The 21,127-nt window shown below is 59.0% G+C and carries 15 protein-coding genes and 1 riboswitch; of the genes, 8 read left to right on the top strand and 7 right to left on the bottom strand.

Annotation, left to right across the window (positions count from 1 at the left end):
- Positions 1–388: 388 nt before the first annotated feature.
- The 8 genes from ACUM6F_RS09755 to ACUM6F_RS09720 all read left to right on the top strand — a co-directional run bounded on the left by ACUM6F_RS09755 (position 389) and on the right by ACUM6F_RS09720 (position 9,811).
- Positions 389–643 carry a TM1266 family iron-only hydrogenase system putative regulator gene (locus tag ACUM6F_RS09755; protein ID WP_445349101.1) on the top strand — a complete coding sequence of 85 codons (255 nt, stop codon included), beginning with the start codon at positions 389–391 and terminating at the stop codon, positions 641–643.
- A gap of 2 nt (positions 644–645) precedes the next feature.
- The gene (locus ACUM6F_RS09750; RefSeq protein WP_445349100.1) at positions 646–2,136 is read left to right on the top strand and encodes an aspartate ammonia-lyase; all 1,491 of its coding nucleotides are present in this window, start codon (positions 646–648) and stop codon (positions 2,134–2,136) included.
- A gap of 30 nt (positions 2,137–2,166) precedes the next feature.
- Positions 2,167–3,639, top strand: a complete 1,473-nt coding sequence (gene hydG / locus ACUM6F_RS09745; RefSeq protein WP_445349099.1) for a [FeFe] hydrogenase H-cluster radical SAM maturase HydG — start codon at positions 2,167–2,169, stop codon at positions 3,637–3,639.
- Positions 3,626–3,919 (top strand): hypothetical protein, encoded by a 294-nt coding sequence (locus ACUM6F_RS09740; protein ID WP_445349098.1) that lies wholly within the window; start codon positions 3,626–3,628, stop codon positions 3,917–3,919. The genes hydG and ACUM6F_RS09740 overlap by 14 nt, the downstream gene beginning before the upstream one ends.
- 1 nt (position 3,920) lies before the next feature.
- A complete protein-coding gene (gene hydF / locus ACUM6F_RS09735) occupies positions 3,921–5,201 on the top strand; it encodes a [FeFe] hydrogenase H-cluster maturation GTPase HydF (RefSeq protein ID WP_445349103.1) in 1,281 nt (426 codons plus the stop codon).
- On the top strand, positions 5,161–6,267 hold the full coding sequence (gene hydE / locus ACUM6F_RS09730) for a [FeFe] hydrogenase H-cluster radical SAM maturase HydE (RefSeq protein WP_445349097.1): 1,107 nt from the start codon (positions 5,161–5,163) through the stop codon (positions 6,265–6,267). The genes hydF and hydE overlap by 41 nt, the downstream gene beginning before the upstream one ends.
- 297 nt (positions 6,268–6,564) lie before the next feature.
- Positions 6,565–6,739, top strand: a riboswitch (cobalamin riboswitch).
- A 253-nt stretch (positions 6,740–6,992) separates the two neighbouring features.
- Positions 6,993–9,086 carry a ribonucleoside triphosphate reductase gene (locus tag ACUM6F_RS09725; RefSeq protein WP_445349096.1) on the top strand — a complete coding sequence of 698 codons (2,094 nt, stop codon included), beginning with the start codon at positions 6,993–6,995 and terminating at the stop codon, positions 9,084–9,086.
- 47 nt (positions 9,087–9,133) lie between these two features.
- On the top strand, positions 9,134–9,811 hold the full coding sequence (locus ACUM6F_RS09720) for an anaerobic ribonucleoside-triphosphate reductase activating protein (protein WP_445349095.1): 678 nt from the start codon (positions 9,134–9,136) through the stop codon (positions 9,809–9,811).
- Between the two features lie 55 nt (positions 9,812–9,866).
- On the opposite strand, the gene ACUM6F_RS09715 is transcribed toward ACUM6F_RS09720, so the two are convergent.
- The 7 genes from ACUM6F_RS09715 to ACUM6F_RS09685 form a co-directional block, all read right to left on the bottom strand.
- Positions 9,867–10,049 carry a hypothetical protein gene (locus ACUM6F_RS09715; RefSeq protein WP_445349094.1) on the bottom strand — a complete coding sequence of 61 codons (183 nt, stop codon included), beginning with the start codon at positions 10,047–10,049 and terminating at the stop codon, positions 9,867–9,869.
- Between the two features lie 164 nt (positions 10,050–10,213).
- Positions 10,214–11,521: an McrC family protein gene (locus ACUM6F_RS09710; RefSeq protein WP_445349093.1), complete on the bottom strand. Its 1,308-nt coding sequence runs from the start codon at positions 11,519–11,521 to the stop codon at positions 10,214–10,216.
- Positions 11,518–13,833 carry an AAA family ATPase gene (locus ACUM6F_RS09705; protein WP_445349092.1) on the bottom strand — a complete coding sequence of 772 codons (2,316 nt, stop codon included), beginning with the start codon at positions 13,831–13,833 and terminating at the stop codon, positions 11,518–11,520. Before ACUM6F_RS09705 ends, ACUM6F_RS09710 begins: the two co-directional genes overlap by 4 nt.
- Before the next feature lie 16 nt (positions 13,834–13,849).
- Positions 13,850–14,545, bottom strand: a complete 696-nt coding sequence (locus ACUM6F_RS09700; protein ID WP_445349102.1) for an AAA family ATPase — start codon at positions 14,543–14,545, stop codon at positions 13,850–13,852.
- Between the two features lie 37 nt (positions 14,546–14,582).
- A complete protein-coding gene (locus ACUM6F_RS09695) occupies positions 14,583–15,029 on the bottom strand; it encodes a hypothetical protein (RefSeq protein WP_445349091.1) in 447 nt (148 codons plus the stop codon).
- Positions 14,972–15,346: a hypothetical protein gene (locus ACUM6F_RS09690; RefSeq protein WP_445349090.1), complete on the bottom strand. Its 375-nt coding sequence runs from the start codon at positions 15,344–15,346 to the stop codon at positions 14,972–14,974. The genes ACUM6F_RS09695 and ACUM6F_RS09690 overlap by 58 nt, the downstream gene beginning before the upstream one ends.
- Before the next feature lie 143 nt (positions 15,347–15,489).
- Entirely contained in the window at positions 15,490–21,126 is a 5,637-nt protein-coding gene (locus tag ACUM6F_RS09685) for a DUF3320 domain-containing protein (protein WP_445349089.1), read from the bottom strand.
- Position 21,127 lies beyond the last annotated feature (1 nt).

Genomic DNA, 21,127 nt, shown 5'->3' with positions numbered 1-21,127 from the left:
CTGTGAAGCCCTGATTTTGCTGGGTTCCCGTATGGCAAGGCGTCAAAGTCGAGATAAACTTTACGCTGTCTATTTGTAAACCCTGATTTGTAGAAAACAGTTCCGGTTGGCGTAAGTTTACCGTATGTAATAGAATTTTAGCTTTGTTCAGCAGGAAGTTGACGATATCCGTCGAAGAAGGCCGTATGACAACTTAGAATTAACCATGAAGGCTGCAAAAAGACCGCGAAGGTCTTAGCTTTTCCGGAAAGTCCGGGGCAGTCCTTGTGGTTTTCTTTCATAGACATAAACTGATGTCCTGCGTGGAGGGTTAAACCTGAAGGCAAGGGATAGCGGGCCCACCCTTTTTGCCGGGGTGGGCTTCTGAAATTCTTGGGGGAGATGTTACATGGAGACTCGGATCGGTGTTCTGGGTATTGTAGTGGAAAACCGGCGGGAAATGGCGTCCAGGGTCAACGAAATCCTGTGTGTACATGCCGACATTATCGTCGGTCGCATGGGTATCCCCTACCGTGAGAAAGGCTTTTCGGTGATCGCCCTGATCGTTGACGGGAGTACCGACGCCATCGGCGCCTTGACGGGTAAACTCGGGGCCTTGCCGGGCGTGAAGGTAAAAAGTGCTTTGACGGGGAGGCGCACCTGACTGTGGAGACCACTTTTTCGGATTCCCCTTCCCTCAGAACGGAAAAAGATCTGCTCGGTGAAGCGGCCCTACCCCGCGACGCCTACTACGGCATCCACACCTTGCGGGCGCGGGAGAACTTCGCCGTCTCCGGCATCGCGGTCCACCCCGACCTGATCTGGGCCCTGGCGCTGGTCAAAAAGGCGGCGGCCCTGGCCAACATGGAAACCGGGCTTTTGGACGCGCGGCGCGGGGCGGTTATCGCGCAGGCGGCGGAAGAACTGGCCGCAGGGATGTGGCGGGACCAGATCCTGGTCGACGCCTTCCAGGGCGGCGCGGGCACCTCAACCAATATGAACGTCAACGAAGTCATCGCCAACCGGGCCATCGAGCTGCTCGGAGGCGAAAAGGGCGACTACTCGCTTGTTCACCCCCTGGACCACGTCAACCTGGGCCAGTCCACCAACGACACCTTTCCTACGGCCTTGCGGGTCGCCGCCATCAAGCTGGTGCGGCGGCTCGCCCGGGCGATGGCCGGCCTGCAGGGGGCGCTGCAGGCCAAGGAGAAGGAGTTCGCCCGCATTCTGAAGACCGGCCGCACCGAAATGCAGGACGCCGTCCCGGTCACCCTCGGCCAGGAGTTCGGCGCCTGGGCCGAAGCGGTGGCCCGTGACTGGTGGCGTCTCTACAAAGCGGAGGAGCGGCTGCGGCAGGTAAATCTGGGCGGTACGGCCGTGGGCACGGGGCTGAACGCGAGCCGGCGCTATACATACCGTGTCATCGAGGTCCTCCGTGAGTTGACCGGGTTTGGCCTTTCGCGTGCTGAGAACACCTTCGAGGCCACGCAAAACGCCGACATCTTTGCGGAAGTCTCCGGATTCCTGAAGGCAGCGGCGGTCAGCCTGGCCAAAATCGCGGGAGATTTGCGCCTCCTCTCTTCCGGCCCCCGGGCGGGCCTCGCCGAAATCAGGCTCCCCGAAGCGCAGGCCGGCTCGTCGATCATGCCCGGCAAGGTGAACCCCGTTATTCCGGAGATGGTGACCCAGGTCGCCTTCCAGGTAATGGCCAACGACGCGGCCGTCGGCATAGCCGCCGCCTCCGGACAACTGGAGCTCAACGCCTTTCTGCCGCTGATCGCCCATAATCTCCTACAGTCTTTAACGCTGCTGGCCAACGCGGTTGACATCTTTGCCGCCGGATGCATCCGAGGCATCGAGGCCGATGCCGCCCGCTGCCGGGAACTTTTGGACGCCAGCCAGAGCGTGATTACGGCCTTCGTTCCCTACATCGGGTATGAGAAAGCCACTGCCTTGGTACTCCGGGCGGCGGCCGCCCGGCGTCCGGTGACCGATCTCCTGGTTGAAGAAGGGCTCTTCTCCCCCGACGAGATCGAGGTGATACTGCGCCCCGAGGAACTGACCACGCCGGGTATCGCCGGTGCGCGTTATTTTCGGCGGAAGCGAGGTGGTGATCTTTTCGAAAACCGGAACAGGTCGGCCGATAAAAGAACCTGATTTGACCTGATTTGAAAGGAGAGAGCTAGCGTGACCCCGCAAGAGCAAGCCTGGCGCGAGCAGCGTACGGCAGTAATCAGAAAGTACGAGGAAACAGAAAAGCGGACGGACTTTATAGACGACGACGAAATCCGGCGTATCCTCGAAAGCAGGGCCCATCCCGACCGACCACAGATCGAGGAAGTCCTGGCCAAAGCCCGGGAATTGAAGGGTCTTACACCGGAAGAGGCGGCGGTGTTGATTAACTGCCGCGACCCCGAGCTGGTGCAAGAGGTTTTCGCCACCGCGCGCTGGATTAAGGAAGAGGTGTACGGCAACCGGATCGTGCTCTTCGCGCCGCTGTACCTGTCGAGCCCTTGTGTGAACAACTGCGCCTACTGCGGTTTTCGCCACACCAACGACGCGGTGACCAAAAGAACCCTCTCTCTGGAAGAACTGGAACAGGAGGTCAGGATCCTCATTTCGAAAGGGCACAAGCGTCTGATCGTGGTCTACGGGGAGCACCCGGAAAGCGATATCGACTACATGTGCCGCACCATCGAAAAGATCTACTCCATCAAGAAAGGGCGCGGGGAGATCAGGAGGGTGAACGTGAACGCACCTCCGCTGACGGTGGAGGAATACCGTCGCGTAAAGGATGTCGGCATCGGTACCTACCAGGTCTTCCAGGAGACCTACCACCATGCCACCTACCGGAAAATGCACCCGGCCAACACGCCCAAAGGCTCTTACCGCTGGCGGCTCTTTGCCCAGCACCGGGCCCAGGAGGCGGGTATCGACGACGTGGCCATCGGCGCACTCTTCGGCCTGTACGACTGGCGTTTCGAGGTTTTGGGCCTCATTATCCACGCCAGGGACCTCGAGCGGGAGTTCGGCGTGGGACCGCACACCATTTCCTTCCCCAGGCTCGAACCGGCCCTGAACACGCCTCTCACGACAAACTCGCCCTACCTGGTCAGTGACGAAGACTTCAAGAAAGTCATCGCCGTCCTGCGGTGCGCGGTGCCGTATACCGGTATGATCCTTACCTGCCGTGAACGGCCGGAATTCCGGCGGGAAGCCATCCGCCTGGGGATTTCGCAAGTGGACGCCGGCTCCCGCATCGCCGTGGGCGGCTATGCCGAGATGGAGCGGGAGCACATCCCGGACCGGCAGCAGTTTCAGCTCGGCGACACCCGTTCGCTCGACGAATTCATTTACGAACTCTGCCAGGACGGCTACATCCCCTCCTTCTGTACCTCGTGCTACCGGGCCGCGCGCACGGGGTGCCACTTCATGTCCTTTGCCAAGAAGGGACTGGTGAAAAACTTCTGCATCCCGAACGCGGCGCTCACGTTTAAAGAATACCTGCTCGATTACGCTTCGCCGCAGACGCGGGCCCTGGGCGAGGAAGTCATCGGGCACTACCTGGAGTGGTTCAATCAGAAGATGCCCAAGCGCACACCGCAGCTGCACAAACTGCTGCAACGGGTGGAGGCGGGAGAACGCGATGCCAAATTCTGACGTTTTCGGCACCCTGGCCCGCGCGGTTTGCGAGCGCTTCGGGGTCCGGAAGGTTTATTTCGCCCGGGCGCTCGGCCACCGCCTGCACTACCTGGGAGGCCACGGCGAAGAAACCTACCTGCCGCCGGAGAAGGTGGAAATAGATGAAGGTCTCTGGATGTTTTACGCGGGCGCGGAGGAATTGCCGCCGGGTCAAAAGGAAGAGTTGCTGCGGGCAGTACGGGAGGCCGCACTGCGGCTTCGGCAACACGCAAAGGAGGAGGGAACCGGGAATGAGTGATCTGAACGCCACCCCGCGCGGCCAGCGACCGCACATCGCCCTCCTCGGCCGGCGCAACGCCGGGAAATCGAGCCTGATCAACGCCCTGGCGGGGCAGGAGATCGCCATCGTGGCCGATGTTCCCGGCACGACCACCGACCCGGTAACCAAGGCTATGGAGATCCTGCCCCTCGGGCCGGTGATGCTCATCGACACGGCGGGTCTTGACGACACCGGTGATCTGGGAGCCCTGCGGGTCAAAAAGAGCCTCGAGGTATTGTCGAAGACGGACCTGGCGCTCCTGGTGGTCGACCCGGCGGATGGTCCCGGCAAATACGAGGAGGACATGGTGGCCATGGTGCGCGCCCGCAACATTCCCGTTATCGGCGTGGCCAACAAACTTGACATCCACCCGGACCCGCCCCTTTCGGCCTGGGCGGCGGTCCTGCCCATACCCTGGACGGCCGTCAGCGCGCTGAAAGGTCTCGGCATCGACCGTCTCAAACAGTTGATCGTCCGTCACACGCCCGGGGACTGGGCACTGCCGACCATTGCGGGAGACCTCATCGCGCCCGGCGACACGGTGGTCCTGGTGATTCCCATCGACAAGGCGGCGCCCAAGGGCAGGCTCATCCTGCCGCAGCAGCAGGTGATCCGAGACGTGCTGGAGCACGACGGAGTGGCGGTGATGGTCAAGGAACGCGAACTCCGCCACGCGCTCGACGGTATGGTCAGGCGGCCGCGCCTGGTGGTCACCGACGCCTCGGCTTACCTCAAGGCCGCCGCGGACACCCCTCCCGACGTGCTCTTTACCTCCTTCTCAATCCTGATGGCCCGCTACAAAGGCGACCTGAATACCCTGGTGGCCGGGGTCGGTGCCGTAGACAAACTGCGAGCGGGTGACAGGGTCCTCATCGCCGAAGCCTGCACCCACCACCCTGTCGAGGACGATATCGGCCGGGTCAAGATCCCCCGCTGGCTGCGCCAGGCGGTGGGCGGGGAGCTCTCCTTCGACGTGGCGGCCGGCGGCGGTCCGCTCCCGGAAAACCTCGGGGACTACAAGCTGATTGTCCATTGCGGGGCGTGCATGCTGAACCGACGGCAGATGCTCTCCCGCATCATGCAGGCCCGGGATGCAGGTGTGCCCATCGTCAACTACGGCGTGCTTATGGCGCACATCCACGGCGTCCTGCGCCGGGCGCTTTCCCCCTTCCCGGCGGCCCTGGCCGCCTTCGGCACCGCGACAGGGGAGGACGACGAGGATGCGCTGCCGGTCCGCTTCCGCGGGCCGGTCGGAGAGTGATATGTTGCGGCCGGAGTTCGCCGCCGCGCTGGCCAAGGCCGGCGAAGCCCACACGCTCGCGCGGGAGGAGATCGTTCTTCTTCTCGGCGCCGAAGGAGAGGAGGCGGCGGCGCTTTTCCGGGCGGCCGACCAGGTGCGGGCCGCACACCTGGGACCGGAAGTGCACCTGCGGGCGATCATCGAGTTTTCCAACCACTGTGCAAGGAATTGTCTCTACTGCGGTCTGCGGCGGGATAACCGCCGCATCCGGCGTTACCGGATGACGCCGCAGGAGATCCTGGCTGCCGCGCACCGGGCGCGCCAGGGGGGATACCGCAGCATCGTCCTGCAGTCGGGCGAGGATCCGGGTTTTGCTTTGGACGACCTTGCCCGCGTGGTCAAGCGGATCAAAGAAACGCTGGATGTGGCCGTAACCCTTTCCCTCGGCGACCGCTCCCGGGACGATTACCGGCGGCTGCGCGATGCCGGCGCCGACCGCTACCTCTTGAAGCACGAGACGGCCGATCCGGCGCTCTTCGCACGCTTGCGCCCCGGAACCACCCTCGAGAGCCGCCTTGAAAGGCTGCGCTGGCTCCAGGAGCTCGGATACCAGGTAGGCGCGGGCAGCATCGTCGGCCTCCCCGGTCAGACCTGCGAAACACTCGCCGCCGACATCCTTCTGCTCCAAAGCATCGGCGTGGAAATGGCCGGTATCGGCCCCTTCATTCCGCATCCCGATACACCACTGGGCAGCTCTCCCCCGGGATCGACAGATACAACGCTCAAAGTCCTCGCGGTAACCCGCCTGCTACTGCCGCACACCCACCTGCCGGCTACAACGGCGCTGGCCGTTCTCGATCCGGACGGCCGGCGTCGGGCGCTGGCCGCGGGTGCGAACGTCGTGATGCCGGACGTCACGCCGGCGCCGTACCGGCAGCATTACGCTATTTATCCCGGCCGCAGCCGGCCGCAGGGCGAAGGTGAAGCATCCTTCGCCCGGTGGGAACGAGAACTGAGGGCAATCGGGCGGCAAGTAGGCACGGGCTACGGGCACATTCTCCGCCGGGGCTCCCCCCGCGGCAGTTGACGGCCGCCGGCGCCCGTGCTAGAATGGCTCTAACATATTAAGGATAAGCAGGTGCCCCTTGCCAGGAGGCCGTTGCAAAACCCACAAGATTTGCGCTACTGGAGCAATGTGCCTGAGTCTCGGGCTGACTCTTCGGCGTCAGCCCGAGACCGTTCAAAAGCAAGCATGGCGCGAAAGGCCTTTGAGATGTGAGTCGTGGGAAGTCAGAAGTGGGGACACAGGGTTAGAATTCGCTTGGTGAATTCCTTCATTGATACTCACCTCTGACCTCTCGCCTCACACTTCTCAAAGCCAGGCGAAGCTTTTCAACGGTCTCCAGGGGAGAATAGGGAATCAGGTGCGAGTCCTGAGCAGTCCCGCTACTGTAACCGGAGAGTCGTCTCACAAGTGTGCCACTGGCGAAGCAGCCGGGAAGGCGTGGGGCGATGATGATACCGGGAGCCAGGAGACCTGCCTGCTTATTTAGTGCTCTTGCCTCCGGTCGAGAGGCGGGGAGCGGCGTGTTCGAAACCAAGGGCTCCACCGGTACGCTTGTCTTTAACGTGCATAGGCGGTAGGAGATATTGGGATTTTGCATGCTGGGACCCTCCCCAAGTTAACCGGGGCAGGGTCTTTGTGCTTTTATGTCAGCGCGAACCGGTAAAATGTCAGTTTCTTAAGCGGTAAACACTCTTAACACGTTTTTAACGAGGATATGCCCAAATTAATTAATCAAGGAGGCAACCATGATCACATCGATCCAAAAACGCGATGGGCGTATAGTAGCCTTCGAAAGTATACGCATTACCAACGCCATCGCCAAGGCTTTCAAGGCCACAGGTGAAGCCGGGTGGGCGGACGATGACGCCGCCCCGGCGGTAACGCAGCGCGTGATCGAAGCTCTGGAAAACCGGGGCATTGCCGCCCCCACCGTTGAAGAAATACAGGACCTGGTCGAAAAAAGTCTCATGGAACTTGGCTATCATCAGACCGCCAAGGCCTACATCCTGTACCGGGAACAGCACCGGCAGATGCGCGAAATGAAGTCTTTAGTAAGCTGCGACCTGGTGGAGTCCTATCTCAACCAGGCAGACTGGCGCGTGGCCGAGAACGCCAATTCGTCTTTTTCACTGCAGGGATTGAACAGCTACATCTCCAACACCGCGGCCGCCCATTTCTGGCTGGAACGCATCTACCCTCCCGAAGTGCGCCGGGCGCACCTCGAAGGCGACTTTCACATCCATGACCTCGGTTACCTGAGTGTCTACTGCGTGGGGTGGGATCTTAAGCAACTCATGGAAGAGGGTTTCGGCGGGGTGCCCAACCAGGTATCGTCCGGGCCACCCAAACACTTCCGCTCGGCGCTGGGTCAAATGGTCAACTTCCTGTATACTCTTCAGGGCGAAGCCGCGGGGGCGCAGGCTTTTTCCAACGTCGATACGCTTCTCGCCCCCTTCGTTCGTACCGACAATCTAACCTACAAGGAAGTAAAGCAAGCCATTCAGGAGTTTGTTTTTAATCTAAACGTACCCACCCGGACGGGTTACCAGACACCGTTCACCAACATCACCATGGACCTGGATATCCCCGCTTTTATGAAGGACGAACCGGCCGTGGTCGGCGGCCGGGAGCTGCCTACGGGTTACGGCGAGTATCAGGAAGAAGTGAACTTGATCAACGAAGCGTTCGCCGACGTGCTAATGGATGGCGACGCCTGCGGGCGAGGGTTCGCCTTTCCTATTCCGACCTACAATGTTTCACCGGAATTCGCCTGGAAAGGTCCTGTAGCACAAAAGCTCTTCGCCGTTACGGCCAAATACGGGACGCCCTATTTCGCCAACTTCATCAATTCCGATCTCAGGCCGGAAGACGTGCGGTCGATGTGTTGTCGTCTCAGAATTGACAATAAAGAGCTTCTAAAGCGGGGCGGCGGGCTTTTCGGCGCAAGCCCCCTGACGGGTTCCATCGGGGTGGTCACGCTGAACCTGCCGCGCCTGGCGTACCTGGCGCGGGACGAACAGGACTTTTTCGCCCGCCTGGTCCATCTGGCATCCATCGCCGTGACGTCCCTGGAGATTAAGCGCCGCGTGCTCGAAAGGCTCACCGGCGGCGGGCTCTACCCGTACTCACGCCATTACCTGCGGGAGGTCAAGGAGCGAACGGGGCATTACTGGACCAACCACTTCGCCACCATTGGCCTGGTCGGAGCCGCCGAAGCGGTTAAAAACCTCCACGGTAAAAGCATCTATGAGCCGGAAGGCCGGGATTTCGCCAAGCGCATACTCGCTTTCCTGAGGGAGTTTCTGGCCGGCGTGCAGGAACGCACCGGCAACCTCTACAACCTGGAGGCGACGCCCGCCGAGGGGTGTTCGCACCGCCTGGCCCGCATCGACAAGAAGAAATTCCCGGGCATACTCGCGGCCAACGAAGACGCATGGAGAAAAGGCGCGGCGCCCTACTACACCAACTCCACACAGCTCCCGGTTGACGAGACCGACGACGTTTTCGCCATGCTCGAACATCAGGAACCGCTGCAGACGATGTATACGGGCGGCACGGTGGCCCACATTTTTGTGGGCGAGGCCCTGCCCGACCCCGAAAGCTGCGCCGCGCTCGTCAAAAAGGTGACCGAGGGCTTCCGCCTGCCCTATATTTCGGTCACGCCGACTTATTCGGTGTGCGCAAGCCACGGGTACATCAGCGGTGAACACCGGCAATGCCCGCGCTGCGGAGGCACCGCCGAGGTTTATTCGCGCATCGTGGGCTATTACCGCCCGGTCAGCCAGTGGAACGAGGGGAAAAAGGCCGAATACGGCCGGCGCAAAGCATTTCGGCTGTAAAACGGCTGGCTGAAATGCGGGCGGCAAGGCTTCAGGAGGCATCGCACGTGATCGAATGCACCGGGTTCAATAAAGTCTCGCTCGTGGACTGGCCGGGCAGGGTATCGGCCGTGGTTTTCTTGCGGGGGTGCAACTTCCGCTGTCCCTGGTGCCAGAATCCCGATCTCGTGGAGCCCTCACGATCTGCTCCCCTTGTCACGGCAGACGGTGTCCTGCAGTATCTCAGACAACGCCGGGCCATGCTGGACGGGCTGGTCGTCACCGGGGGCGAACCCACGCTTTCTCCCGGCCTGACCGCATTCCTGGCGCTCGTGAAGGAGATCGGCCTCCCCGTCAAGCTCGACACCAACGGCTCCCGCCCCGAAGTGGTGCGGGAGCTTCTTGACCGGCGTCTGGTCGACGCCGTGGCCGTGGATTACAAGGCCCCTTTGCGGCTTTACGGCAGCCTGGTAAGCTGCGACAACCCCGAGAACGTGGCTGCAACCATCGCCGCCGTCCTGCGCCAAAAGCGCGGCTACGTCCGCACCACGGTAGTCCCCGGCCTGCATACCCCGGAGCTCCTGACGGAGATGGTGAAGGCTTTTCCCGGCCTTAACGCCGGGAACCACCGCCTGCAGGGGTTTCGCCCCGGCACCTGCCTGAACCCCGAATACAACAGACTCCCGCAAGTTACACCGCACGAAATCGCCCGCCTGAGCAAAGAGCTTGAGGGAGCATACCTGTAGCGGGCGGCCCCCGTACAGCCGGGGCGGCCGCCGCCGGCTTCCGGAGAACGCTTTCTCAGGCTCCGCAGTCGGTATTCACGCGGACGGCAAAGACGCGCGCCGGGTGTTCGGGAGGCAATTCGTCAAACGTGAACGGCTGCCCGCCGGCCCGCTCCTCTTCCAGGCGACCGGCCAGCCGGCGCAGGTATTCGAAAAACGCCTCGTCGCTCTCTTCGCTCCGCTGCCCCTTGAAGATCAAAAAGTTGGCATGCTTCGACCAATACAAAGGAACTTTCTGTCTGAAAACTTATTCTCATTAACCACCCGGCAGGTTACCGGTTTAAGCCCAACAGGCGGCCGGAATCGTCCGAAAAGGAGGTGGCCGATTTGGTCCGAAATACGCACCTGCCACTAACTCCACACCTAACTGGCGCCGAAGGCCAAATGACGGGCGTATTCTTTCCGCCTTCTTGCAGTTGCCGGATCGGACAGGGAAACCATCTCCGCCAATTGATCAATAACCACCGGGCGTAGGATCACCTGCGCCCGTCCTACACCGTGCACCGGCTCCCGCACCTCGATTACCGCCTCACACGCCTGGGGGTCAAGAGTCGGGTAAAGAATAGCGGCCCGCATGCCCCCGCCCTGGCTCAACGCATACAACGCCAACTGGTAGAGCATATCCCGGGGCAGCGCATTCTCCCAGAGATCCCGGTACTTGGCGTCCAGGATCGCCGCCACCCTGCCGCCGCGGAAAACCACGAAGTCCGGGCGCGGGGCCGGTGCCTGCCTGCGCTGCGGATTAAAACCGGGAACGTAGGCGAACATGCCTTGCAGCCGGTACTCATCCTGCACCCGGAAACCGTCCAGATTCTCGTGCAGGAAACGGGACAGGACGGCCTGGAAAAACCGGTTCATATCAAACAAGAATCCCGGAACCGGAAGTCCACCCGCCTCCCGGCCCAAACCCGCACCGGCGTCCCGGTACAGGATCTTGATCAGCCGAAAAGCCGGTTCGTAGGCGCGGGTCAGCCGACCGGCCTCCCGTTCCAGCCGGGCGAAGACGTGGTGATCCAGGCGGATCGGGGTGACGTTCTCACCGCACACCGCCGCCAACCGGCGGAGACGCGACCGCAATTCGAGATCGCCCGTCAACCCGGCGCCGAAGCGCAGGCCGGCCGCCAGCACCTGGTTGGACAGACAATCCGCGAGCCGGGGATGATGGTAGCAGGGCAGCGCCGACTGCTGGACGCCCCCCGTGCGTGCCAACCGCTGAAAGTCCACCCGGCCGCGCAGGCTGGCCGGCAATTCGCGTCGCGGCCGGTAGGCGCGGTGCAAACCCCGGGAAAGTAATTCGGCCGCTTCGGCGGCCAATTGGGACAAAAGCAGATCCTGAAAAGGCCGGCCCGTTGTTTCCAGGTCAACCTGCTCATAAAGAAAGAGATTGCGCAATCCGTAAGCGTAGCGGAGCAGGACGACCAGCGGAAACCCGGTTATCTTAGGCCGGACGATCACTTGCAGCGGGCCGAGACGGACGGTGCCCACGAAGGACCTGGACTGAACGGCCAGGCCGTCCAGAAGCTCCTGCACCTCCAGCTTCCCTGATTCAGCCAGGGTGCCCGCCAAGTCCCTGGCGGCCGGCTCCCGCCGGAAAGACAGACCCCGCGTCGGGCTGTCCCCGCAAGGTGACAACTTGTCCCATTCCTCAAGCGTCACCGGTACGACCGTCATTGCCCATCCCCGGCTTCCGGACCGTCTTCATCCCCGTCTTCCGGAGACTCGTCCTCCGCTGATTGCTCCTGTTCCGCCTGCACGGCCGGAGAAGAGGCGGCCACCTCCGGGCACGGCGCCAGCAGAGCCTGCACCAGCTTATCCTTCTGATCCGACTCGAAAAGCTCATCCCGGATGCGCTGATTGGCAACATCCACCAGAGCGCGGCCCATAATACGTTCCAGGGTCGTGTAGTCTTCGTAGCAGTATTCCTCCAGCAGCGGCAGCAGATCTTCCCGCAGGGCGCGGGACAACTTCTCAAAACCGGTGATCGGGTGAGAACCGTCCATCAAATACGTATGGCCGACCTGTAGATTGCGTGCGTCCCGGCCGACGTGCCGACAAATCCGCTGGTTCAGGGCGTCCAGCCACGGACCCAGGGGTATGCCGTCCACCACCACATCGCCCAGCACCGCCGGATCGGGCATCAGTTCCACGAAACCGAAACGCCGCCGCAGGGCCGCATCCATCAGGGCGATCGAACGGTCCGCCGTATTCATCGTTCCGATGATAAAGACGTTCTCTGGAACCCGCAGCAACTCGCCGCTCAGGGGCAGAATGATATGCTTGTTTCTCCTGGACTTCTCCAGCACGGTCAGCAACTCGCCGAAGATCCGGGGGATGTCCCCCCGGTTGATCTCGTCAATGATCAGATAATAACGATAACAGGGATTGTCCCGGGCTTGGGCGCAAAGCGTCTTGAAAACGCCCGATCGCAGGACGAAAGTCATCCGCCCCTCACTGGTCTCCGGCCGGTAGCCCTCCAGGAAGTCCTCATACCCGTAAGCCGGGTGGAAGCAGCACATGCGCACGAGCCCCGGCTGTTCACCGTTACCGGTGATCTGCCGCTTTTCTTCCTCGGTCAGGCGCTCGAAACCGCGGCCGAAAGCGTGGTAAGCCGCCAGCTGACATGCCGTAATCTCCGCCCAGTAGGTCTTGCCGGTCCCCGGCGGGCCGTAAAGCACCACCTGGCCTTTTCTTTCCAGCACTTTCTGAATGCGGCCGGGGATGCCGTCCAGAGCGGGAACAGCGGTTGCCGTTGGTGGTTCAACAGGCGGTTTCTCCCCGTTCTCTCGTTCACGGCGTTTTGTCTCCAAAATGCGCCGTTCGGCCTCCACCCGGTTCGCATGCTTGCGGAACTCGCGGAAGGTGCTTCGCAAGCCTTCGTGCACCGGCATCTGCCATTCGTCAAGGCTGAGCCACTCTACCCGCCGGCGATGGGGAAAGTCTGAATCGGGTTCGAAGAAATAACCGCCCGTCACCTTCCCGATTCCCAACACCGCGGCTCCGTCGCAGGCCAGCACCAGGTCTCCTTCCGCCATACCGAACACGAAATTCCAGAGCTGTGCGGTCTGGTTGCCCACCGTCTGCGGCGTGTTGGGATACTTTTCCGCCATCAGGGCGCGCAGCTTCTCCCGCTGCTCCGGCTTTTTCCAGAACCCGGACAGATCCCCCAGGTCCGGCCACCCGACAGCCACCACTCCGCCGTCCCGCATCAGGTCCCAGCGGTTCCGGGGCTTGGTCTCGTCGCTGGTGCCCACCCGCCAATAGCGGTACGGCCGGCCGTTGCGTATCACGAGCAAGTGACCCAAATGGTTCAGGTGCAGCCCCAGTTCCGCGGCCAAACGCACGAACCGACCAGCCGCCAGGTAGCGGCCCTCACCCTCCGGCGGCACTTGCAGGAGCTTGATCAGGTGGAAGCGTTGGTAGTCGGCAACGTGGAAGAAATCGAGCTTGTCCGGATACAGCAGGCTGAAATACTTGTGACCCCAGGCCGTGTTGCCCATGTCGGGACACTGCGCGTCCATCTCCTGCTGCAGCCGCAGGTAATCCTCATCCGAAGCGTTGCGGGGTAAGCCTTCCAGCAGCGCGGCACCGGCCACGAGTTGATCCCGGTGCTTCCGGGCCACGGCCACCGCCTCATCCAGCGGCAGCTCGCGCGTTTCCACCGGGCTGCCCGTCACCCACGCCCCGGTCTCCTTCCGGCGGTAAATGCCGAACTTCAGCGCACTGCCGCCGGCGATACTCCCGAAATGATCCGGAAACTCCTCGTCATCCTTGAACTCCAGCCAGTAAACCAGGCTGTCCGGATTGCTGTGATTGTGTATTGTTTCCAGCAGCGCCTCCCCGTCAAGGCTTGCCAGTTGTGCCGGCCCGAACCGCCGCCGGAAGACACCGTAATACTCGTCCAACCGCGCCGCCGGAACCAGCTTCCCCTCAGCAGTCATCTTCTGATACATTTTGAGGAGTTCTTCTTGCAGTGTTTGCATCATCCAGCATCATCGCTCCTTAAGGCCCATACCTAAGCCCATCCATTCTTTTGGTCTCGTCAATATCACTGATCAAGGTGACACCGTCCAGCTTCTCGACCGCCCTTAACGCATCAACCGGCAGACGGCTGATCAAGTCCGGACTGTGTGTGGTCAATAACAACTGGGTCCGCCCGGCGGCTTCCTTCATTACGTCCGCGAGCACGGCCAGCGCACCGGGATAAATGGTCAACTCGGGTTCCTCTATGGCCAGCAAGGTCGGCGGGGAGTCCTGGTAAAGCGCGGCCAGCAGACCAAGCACCCTCAGCGTACCGTCCGATTCCTGGGAAGCGTCAAACCAGTGCTCCCCTTTCTCATAACTGTGCAACAGTTTTATTACCAGATAGCCACCGATTTTCTGCACCTGGAAATCCTTTATATCCGGCACCACCTTATTAAGCGCCGCCTTAAAATCAGGCAGCCAACGACTGTTCTTGTCTTTCATGTTTTTTAAACCTTTCTCCCCCAAGTTTCGTACCAGTTGCAGGGAATCAACTTCTTTACCCTTCAGCGTGCTCAAATACAGCCATTTTGTCGCCCGGGTAATGGCCACGAATAGAAGGTGATTGATCCGCGCGGCACTCAGGACCGGAAATGAAGACTTCACCAACCGGGGCATCAGAACCGTATCAAAGGTGAGCCCCTTGGCGCTGTGGTACGGCATCACTTTGGGGATGTTATTCGCAAAGTCAAAGTCATCCGGCGTCTCAACCTCAAAACCCGCCTCTTCTTAGACTGGCGGCAAAGCCATAAACCTGGTTTTTCTTCGGAAACAGAATAGCGATACGTTCCATCCTGGACTGACGGGTACTCAGTACTTCCATCAGGCGGCGCTTTTCATTCTCCATACTTGAGGCGTAATAAAGAATCGGGGTTTCCTTTTCCGCCGGGGTTTTCCCCTGCCGGATGAACTCTTCCTTTTGCCGGGCGTCCTCGATAAACTCGGCCGCCACGTTGATGATATACGGACAGCACCGGAACGCCTCAAGCAGTTGTACGTTTCGCTTCCGAATGCCGAGCTTACGGAGGATATCCGCTTCGTGCAAACCTTTCTCGTAGATCTGCTGTTTGTTATCCAGGCAGACGGTGATGTGTTTGGCAATCAGTCGCAAGAGTTCAAAAGCGTCGCTGTCCAGATCCTGACCTTCGTCAACCAGCACAAAATCGTATAACGGCAGTTTGGAAGATCCGGCCCGAATTCTCGAGCTGACTCATAAAGAAAACCCAGCACCTTCCCGCCGATCTCGGCGGGTGAACGAAAGCCCTCCGGAGCCTTGTGGTAGGTGATGTTCGTACCGATGTCATTCTTGCACTCGCAAAACAAATTCCTATTCTGCTGGAGTTTATACTTGGCAATATCCGCGCACAAGCGTTTGGCACCTTCGCCCACCATCACCTTCCCTCCGTGAACGGCGATCACCGAAGGCACCAAGTAACCGGTATAGGTTCCGTCGCGGGTTGGTTGATCAATCTCCAAACAATGCACACGGTCGGGGAGAGGTTCGCCTGGAGGCCATACCATTTCGGCCACCACCGAATTGGTTGTGCCGAGATCAATTCCCAGCACCCTTAAGGTGGTTGTTCACCGTGCCCATTTTAGAAACCCCGGGAACTAGAAGGTCAAGCTCTTCCATCAGCGCATCCTCGCTTGCCTAAAGTAACGGATTCACCGTTTCGCACGATGGTTCCTGCCGCTTCCATATTACTGATTTCGTCCGTAAAACGTTTTCGGATTATCGGGCCCATCCGGGCATAACCAAAAAGACGTCCGGTTTCCGTGATTAATGAATCCGCATCTATACCGCCGGCATGGTGAAGGACCAAGAGAACTGCTTGTTGAATCTCACCCGAAGGAATGTAGTCAATCTTTCTGAAGGTCTCCGGTTTTTCCGGTACGGGAACCCTAACCACAATATTCTTCTCGGCCGCTGGCCAAAGAAAACTATTTACCACTTTAACCGTCTTGCGCTTTTCGCAAAGGCTTACAGCCTCTCTTACCGTTCTCATCACCTTCGGCCCCAGGCGCTCCAAGCCCCAGGCCATGGCTAAACGTCTGGCAGCCAATTCAATGTGGATCGGTCCTTCGACTTCAACTATGGCTTCCAGTGTAGCACTCTGTTCCTCTCTGTAGTGCGGCGTATTAAAGTCCCAGAACAATGGCACCGTCGCCATATCAATATCAAATGCTTCATAGGAGACCGTGCCCGGAATAGAAACCCCGTTTTCCGGCAGAGTATTGCAGACCCGCTCAACCCCACCGTCGACGGTAGCAGCCTGGGCTTTGTTCCGGGGGTTGGGGTTCCCGGGGAACGGCACTCGCACACTGTCCCTACGAGCCTCCTCAATGGCCTTGCGGAGCCTTTCAACCTCGGTGACACGTTTGGCCACCCAATCAGGGGACCAGATACGGTAAATACGCCAACCCAGGCTCTCCAATACGCTCTGGCGGAGCCGGTCACGATCACGAGCGGTCTTGGCGGAATGATAGGTGGCACCATCACATTCGACCCCCAGAATGAAACGGCCCTTTTGCGCTGGATCGACAACCCCGATATCGATGCGGTAACCACTACAACCAACTTGTGGAACCACGTCATACCCCATCTGCCGGATAGCGGAGGCCACATCGTCTTCTAACAAGGACTCACTCTCACCCAAACCTTTAGGATGGGTCAATGATAGTGCTTGTTCGCCTCGTTCGGCATAATCAAGGTAATGGTAAAGGGACAGTACTCCCGCCGCTTCGGTCGCACTCATGTCAAGATCTGACGCTCTGATGGAGCTTACCAGCACAACCTTCTCACGCGCCCGGGTCACCGCCACGTTGAGCCGACGCTCTCCGCCAGCTTTGTTCAAAGGGCCGAAGTTCATGGTGATCCGTCGATGCTGGTCAAAACCATAACCAATGCTGAATATGATAACGTCACGTTCGTCTCCCTGAATGTTTTCCAGGTTCTTGATGAAGAAGCCTTCGAGTCGATCCTCTTTGAACAACCGCTCCAACTCCGGATTGTCCCGCCGACGCAACTCCACCAAGTCCTCTATGGTGTTGGCCTGCGCCTGGCTGAACGCAACGATCCCGAGGCTCTTTCCCGGATATCGTTTAAGATGTTCTAAAGTCAATTCTGCAACCACTTCCGCCTCACGCCGGTTGTCTCGCTTTCCGCCCCGGTCGTAAACACCATCCGGCACGTAAACCAACCTCACGCCCAAGTCTTCGTGACTATAAGTGGATGACGGGAAAGTGATCAAACGCTTTTCGTAAAACCGGTAGTTTGAAAACGCTATCAATGATTCGTGTTTGCTCCGGTAGTGCCATCTGAGAAAGGGATCCGGGAACCTGGGCAGAACAGTCTCACACTCCTCCAGTACGCTGGTGAAGTCGGCGGATACGATATCGTCAGCAGCCTCCTCGTCCTCGTCATAGTCAAGATCGGTGTCCATGATTCTGAAAAAGTTGGTCGGCGGCAACTGTCTACTGTCACCGGCCACAACGAGCTGATTTCCACGATAGATAGCCCCGACTGCATCCTCGGTGAAAATCTGTGAGGCCTCATCGAACACCACCAAGTCAAACTTGATCAGGTTGGGATTGAGGTACTGGCTAACCGAGAGTGGTCCCATCAAGAGGCAGGGTTTAAGCCTCAGCAAAAGATTAGGCACACGGGCAAACAGGTCGCGAATCGGTAGGTGCCGCCGCCTCTTGGCCGCCTCGCGCCTGATCACCATTACCTCGGAGCCCTGTGTCTGCAGCAGTGCCGCCTGGGGCCGTTGCTGATTACATTGTTCAATCACACGGTGAGCGGATAACTGAATTAACCTGGTGTCCAACTGACGGAACTCGTGGATCAATTGTTCATGATCCCGGCCCCGAAACTCGCCAAGCCTGGCATCGTCTTCATATACAAAGTTCATCCAAGCGGTGAAAAAGGCCTTATATAAGGCGGGTTCGAGCTGTGCGGCCGAAAGCGAGGCGGTTTTCAATTTGGTGAAAAACCGACCTAAACCGGCCTCAAGGAACCTTTTCTCCACCCGCACGTAATGTGTCCATGCCTCCAGATCATCCAGCCTCTGCTTAAGGGTGACGGTCTTGTTTCTTAAGTCTGCCAGGAACCAAGCATCCCATGGTGCTTCAAGGTCAAAATTATCCTGTAACAGCCGAAGAAACCCCTTGATCTTGTCGCAGGCCTGCTGCAGCCTCTCAGCCGACAAGTTGTGCGGCGGCACCTCCCCCACCGCCAACCGAATGAACCGGTCCGGCACACTGCTGCTGTCAAACAGGTTGCGTGCCGTCTGTGTCCACTCCAGTGCAGCTAAGATCTCTTCCCAGGCCGTATCCAGACCCCGGTAGCGCTCCCCAAAAATCTTTTCGAGTCGCGAGGACTCCTCCTCCATATCCGCCCGAATGGCGGTTATGCTTTCAAAAGCCCGCAAATCGGCAAGCAGGTCGCCCAGAGTACCCGGATAGTAGCCCCCAACGCGATGCGCCAATACCGAATCGGTTAATTGACACAGTTGCCTCAGCGGCCCCAAAATACTTTCGATCAACGCTCCAACCTCTGCAAGCGGACACTGAGAGGGCGGAAGACCGTCAACGCCAGGAATACTTTGGGAGATAAGCCCTTCCAGGGACTTAACGATACCCTCCCATCTGTCAGCTTGATTCTTGAGCCGGGCACCAGCATCAGTGATGTCCGAAGGAGCAACGCTGCCGAAAGCCAGAAGTGCAGTCATTCTATCCGGTAAAAATGACATTCCGGCCAAAGAAAGGACCTCTTGGGCGCCATCCAAAGCCAACTCCACCGCCGCGAAGTCTGTATGGCATCCTTGATAGTAGCTCCCGAGCAGTGCTTCTGTCTCCGCACGGTCATGGTCTATTCTGTGCCGCAACCGTTTGACTTCGCGTGCTCGTCCAATATCTTCCAGGGTCTTATTGGGCCCGGGAAAGACTTTTTTTCGGGTAGCGTGCTTGATCAGCTTCTTGTCACGATGAAACCTCGGGTGAAACCACCGTAAAAAGGACCGGTAGATGACACCGTCGAAGCGCTCGACCATCACGTCCAAATCCAGCTCCAGGATGCCTTCCTCATAGTTCTCTAACAATTCGGAGAGCTTCTTGTTGTGCTCCGCATACAACGGGCGGATCTCATTAAGCAATGCCCGGACCTGGTAAATGCGCCGTGGATCCAGCCACGACGCTTCCGGCTTGTGTTCGGACATGGCAAGCTCCGTGATTCTTTGGAGTTGTTTAGCTCTCTGCAAAGTCATCTTCTCCACAGACAGGCCGAGGTGTCGGGCGATGTCCACGGCATCCCTCAGGATGTTTCTTGTAGCGTGTTCCAGTTCCTCGAACAGGTCGCGAAGCCGGGCCGCATTCAGATACACGTTTGTCTGGTTGTCATCCTTAACGCCTAAAGCGGTGGTCAGGTTCGCCCAGACAGCCTCAATCATATCGCCCATAGCCAAATCTAATCCAAAAAAACCGTCACTATAGCGCTCTTCGAGTGATCGTCTCGTAGTCAGGTAGGCATCACACAAGGCCCGGTACTTCCAGGAATTATCGAAAAGCTCATCAAGGCCGGCATCAGTCAACCAGTCCCGGGGAGGTTTGGGGCTTTCCATTAGATGCCCGACAACTTGGACAAGCCACTCAACTCCGTCCAGGCTCACCGGTTTTTCCACCCCAACAGCTTTAGCATGCTCAGCGGCGGTTTGTTCGAGCGCTTCGAGGTGTCCAATCCCCTTGTCCAGCATCAGTTCCCACTTCACCCTGACATTCGGCGTGTAGTGGGTTTCGCGACAACCAAACCAGGGAAAGTCCCGCCCTTCATCAACCACGCCCCAAACAGTGGCCAGAGAACGCATCAAATCTTGCCAAGTCTCTAACTGCGAAAAGTTCACTAACTTGACATCGGCCGATTCCAATGGCACCAAAGGCGTTTCGTGGAGTTGTGTCAAACGGCACAGCACGTCGTAGGCACTCAGCCCCAATGGCTCCCGGACCTCGTGCAGGGCTAAGACATAATCGTTTAACCGATCGCGCAACCGGGTCAACCGCTCAAAGTCATTTTTCGAAGGCAGGTTCTTTGGGACGAGGATCTCGTCCAGGCAACGCTTGAGTTCAGCGACAACCTCACGCTTATTGGCTTTGTGACTGTGCAACTCCAGACAGAAATCCCCCAGCCCGACACTCAAAAGCCGCTTGTATACCACTTCGAGGGCAGCCATTTTGTCACTGACAAACAGGACTGTCTTACCCCTGGCAAGGAATTCAGCGACAACATTAGCGATGGTCTGACTCTTCCCTGTCCCGGGCGGTCCCTGGAGAACGAAGCTGTTGCCCCGAAGCGCAGCTTCAACGGCCAACCGCTGACTACTGTCAGCGTCCAGAATCTGAAAAGTCTCCTCGGGTTTTTGAATCCGATCCAATTGATTCTCGGAGGGAACTTCCTCGGCAGGAGGAAGACCCCCGCCATCCCCGGCCAGGGCACGGACAACCGGATGGACAGTAACTAAATCTTTGTTGGTGCTAAGATCTTGGTACATCACCAGCTTGTGAAATGAAAAGAGACCAATGAGGCACACCTTTTCCACAGCCCAGTCGAATCCTTGAACTGCCCGGGCAATCGAATCGAGATAACCGCCGAGTGTACCCTGCTCCCACTCGCCCGGAAGCTCAGGCAGTTCAAGATTGAAATCCTTGCGAAACTTAAAAGTCAAGGCCGGATTAAACACAACATCCTCTTCCGCCAGGAAAAGACGAAAGGATTCCTGGGGGCTCTCGCGGCTTAGCTCCACCGGACACAGGACGAGTGGTGAAACGATTTCCTCTGTTGCCTCAGCTTCTCTCCATCGCAGGCATCCGAATGCGGCGTACAAAATACGCACGCCACGCTCGCGATAATCGGTCGTCGCCCGCCGATAGAGTGTTTTCAGCTTACGCTGGAGTTCCTCCCTGGTAAGACCTTTGATCACCAATTCGTGTTCCGCTGGTTGGGAAAAGCGCCTTCGCGGGGCACCAGGGCTATCATCCTCTTCTTTGCCAGGAGGCAGCCAGAAACCCAAATACTCCTCGTTGCCAAAAAGACGCCAGAAGACTAAGTCTGGGTCGGGCTGCAACACCCACAGATACGACCCCCTTAAACCGGACCGAAAGTATAAAAGGCGGTTGCGGCGGGACAGGTCTATCAACCTCTGTTTCCACTCTTCAATTCGCCGTTCTATTATGTTGTTTTGGTTCAAACGGTCATCCATCATC

Source organism: Desulforudis sp. DRI-14, assembly GCF_052618305.1.
This window is presented reverse-complemented; position numbering and strand designations above follow the sequence as displayed.

Coding starts and splice junctions, on each gene's coding strand:
- ACUM6F_RS09755 (WP_445349101.1), top strand. CDS start 389: ATGGAGACTCGGATCGGTGTTCTGGGTATTGTAGTGGAAAACCGGCGG.
- ACUM6F_RS09740 (WP_445349098.1), top strand. CDS start 3,626: ATGCCAAATTCTGACGTTTTCGGCACCCTGGCCCGCGCGGTTTGCGAG.
- hydE (WP_445349097.1), top strand. CDS start 5,161: ATGCGCTGCCGGTCCGCTTCCGCGGGCCGGTCGGAGAGTGATATGTTG.
- ACUM6F_RS09725 (WP_445349096.1), top strand. CDS start 6,993: ATGATCACATCGATCCAAAAACGCGATGGGCGTATAGTAGCCTTCGAA.
- ACUM6F_RS09710 (WP_445349093.1), bottom strand. CDS start 11,521: ATGACGGTCGTACCGGTGACGCTTGAGGAATGGGACAAGTTGTCACCT.
- ACUM6F_RS09705 (WP_445349092.1), bottom strand. CDS start 13,833: ATGATGCAAACACTGCAAGAAGAACTCCTCAAAATGTATCAGAAGATG.
- ACUM6F_RS09685 (WP_445349089.1), bottom strand. CDS start 21,126: ATGATGGATGACCGTTTGAACCAAAACAACATAATAGAACGGCGAATT.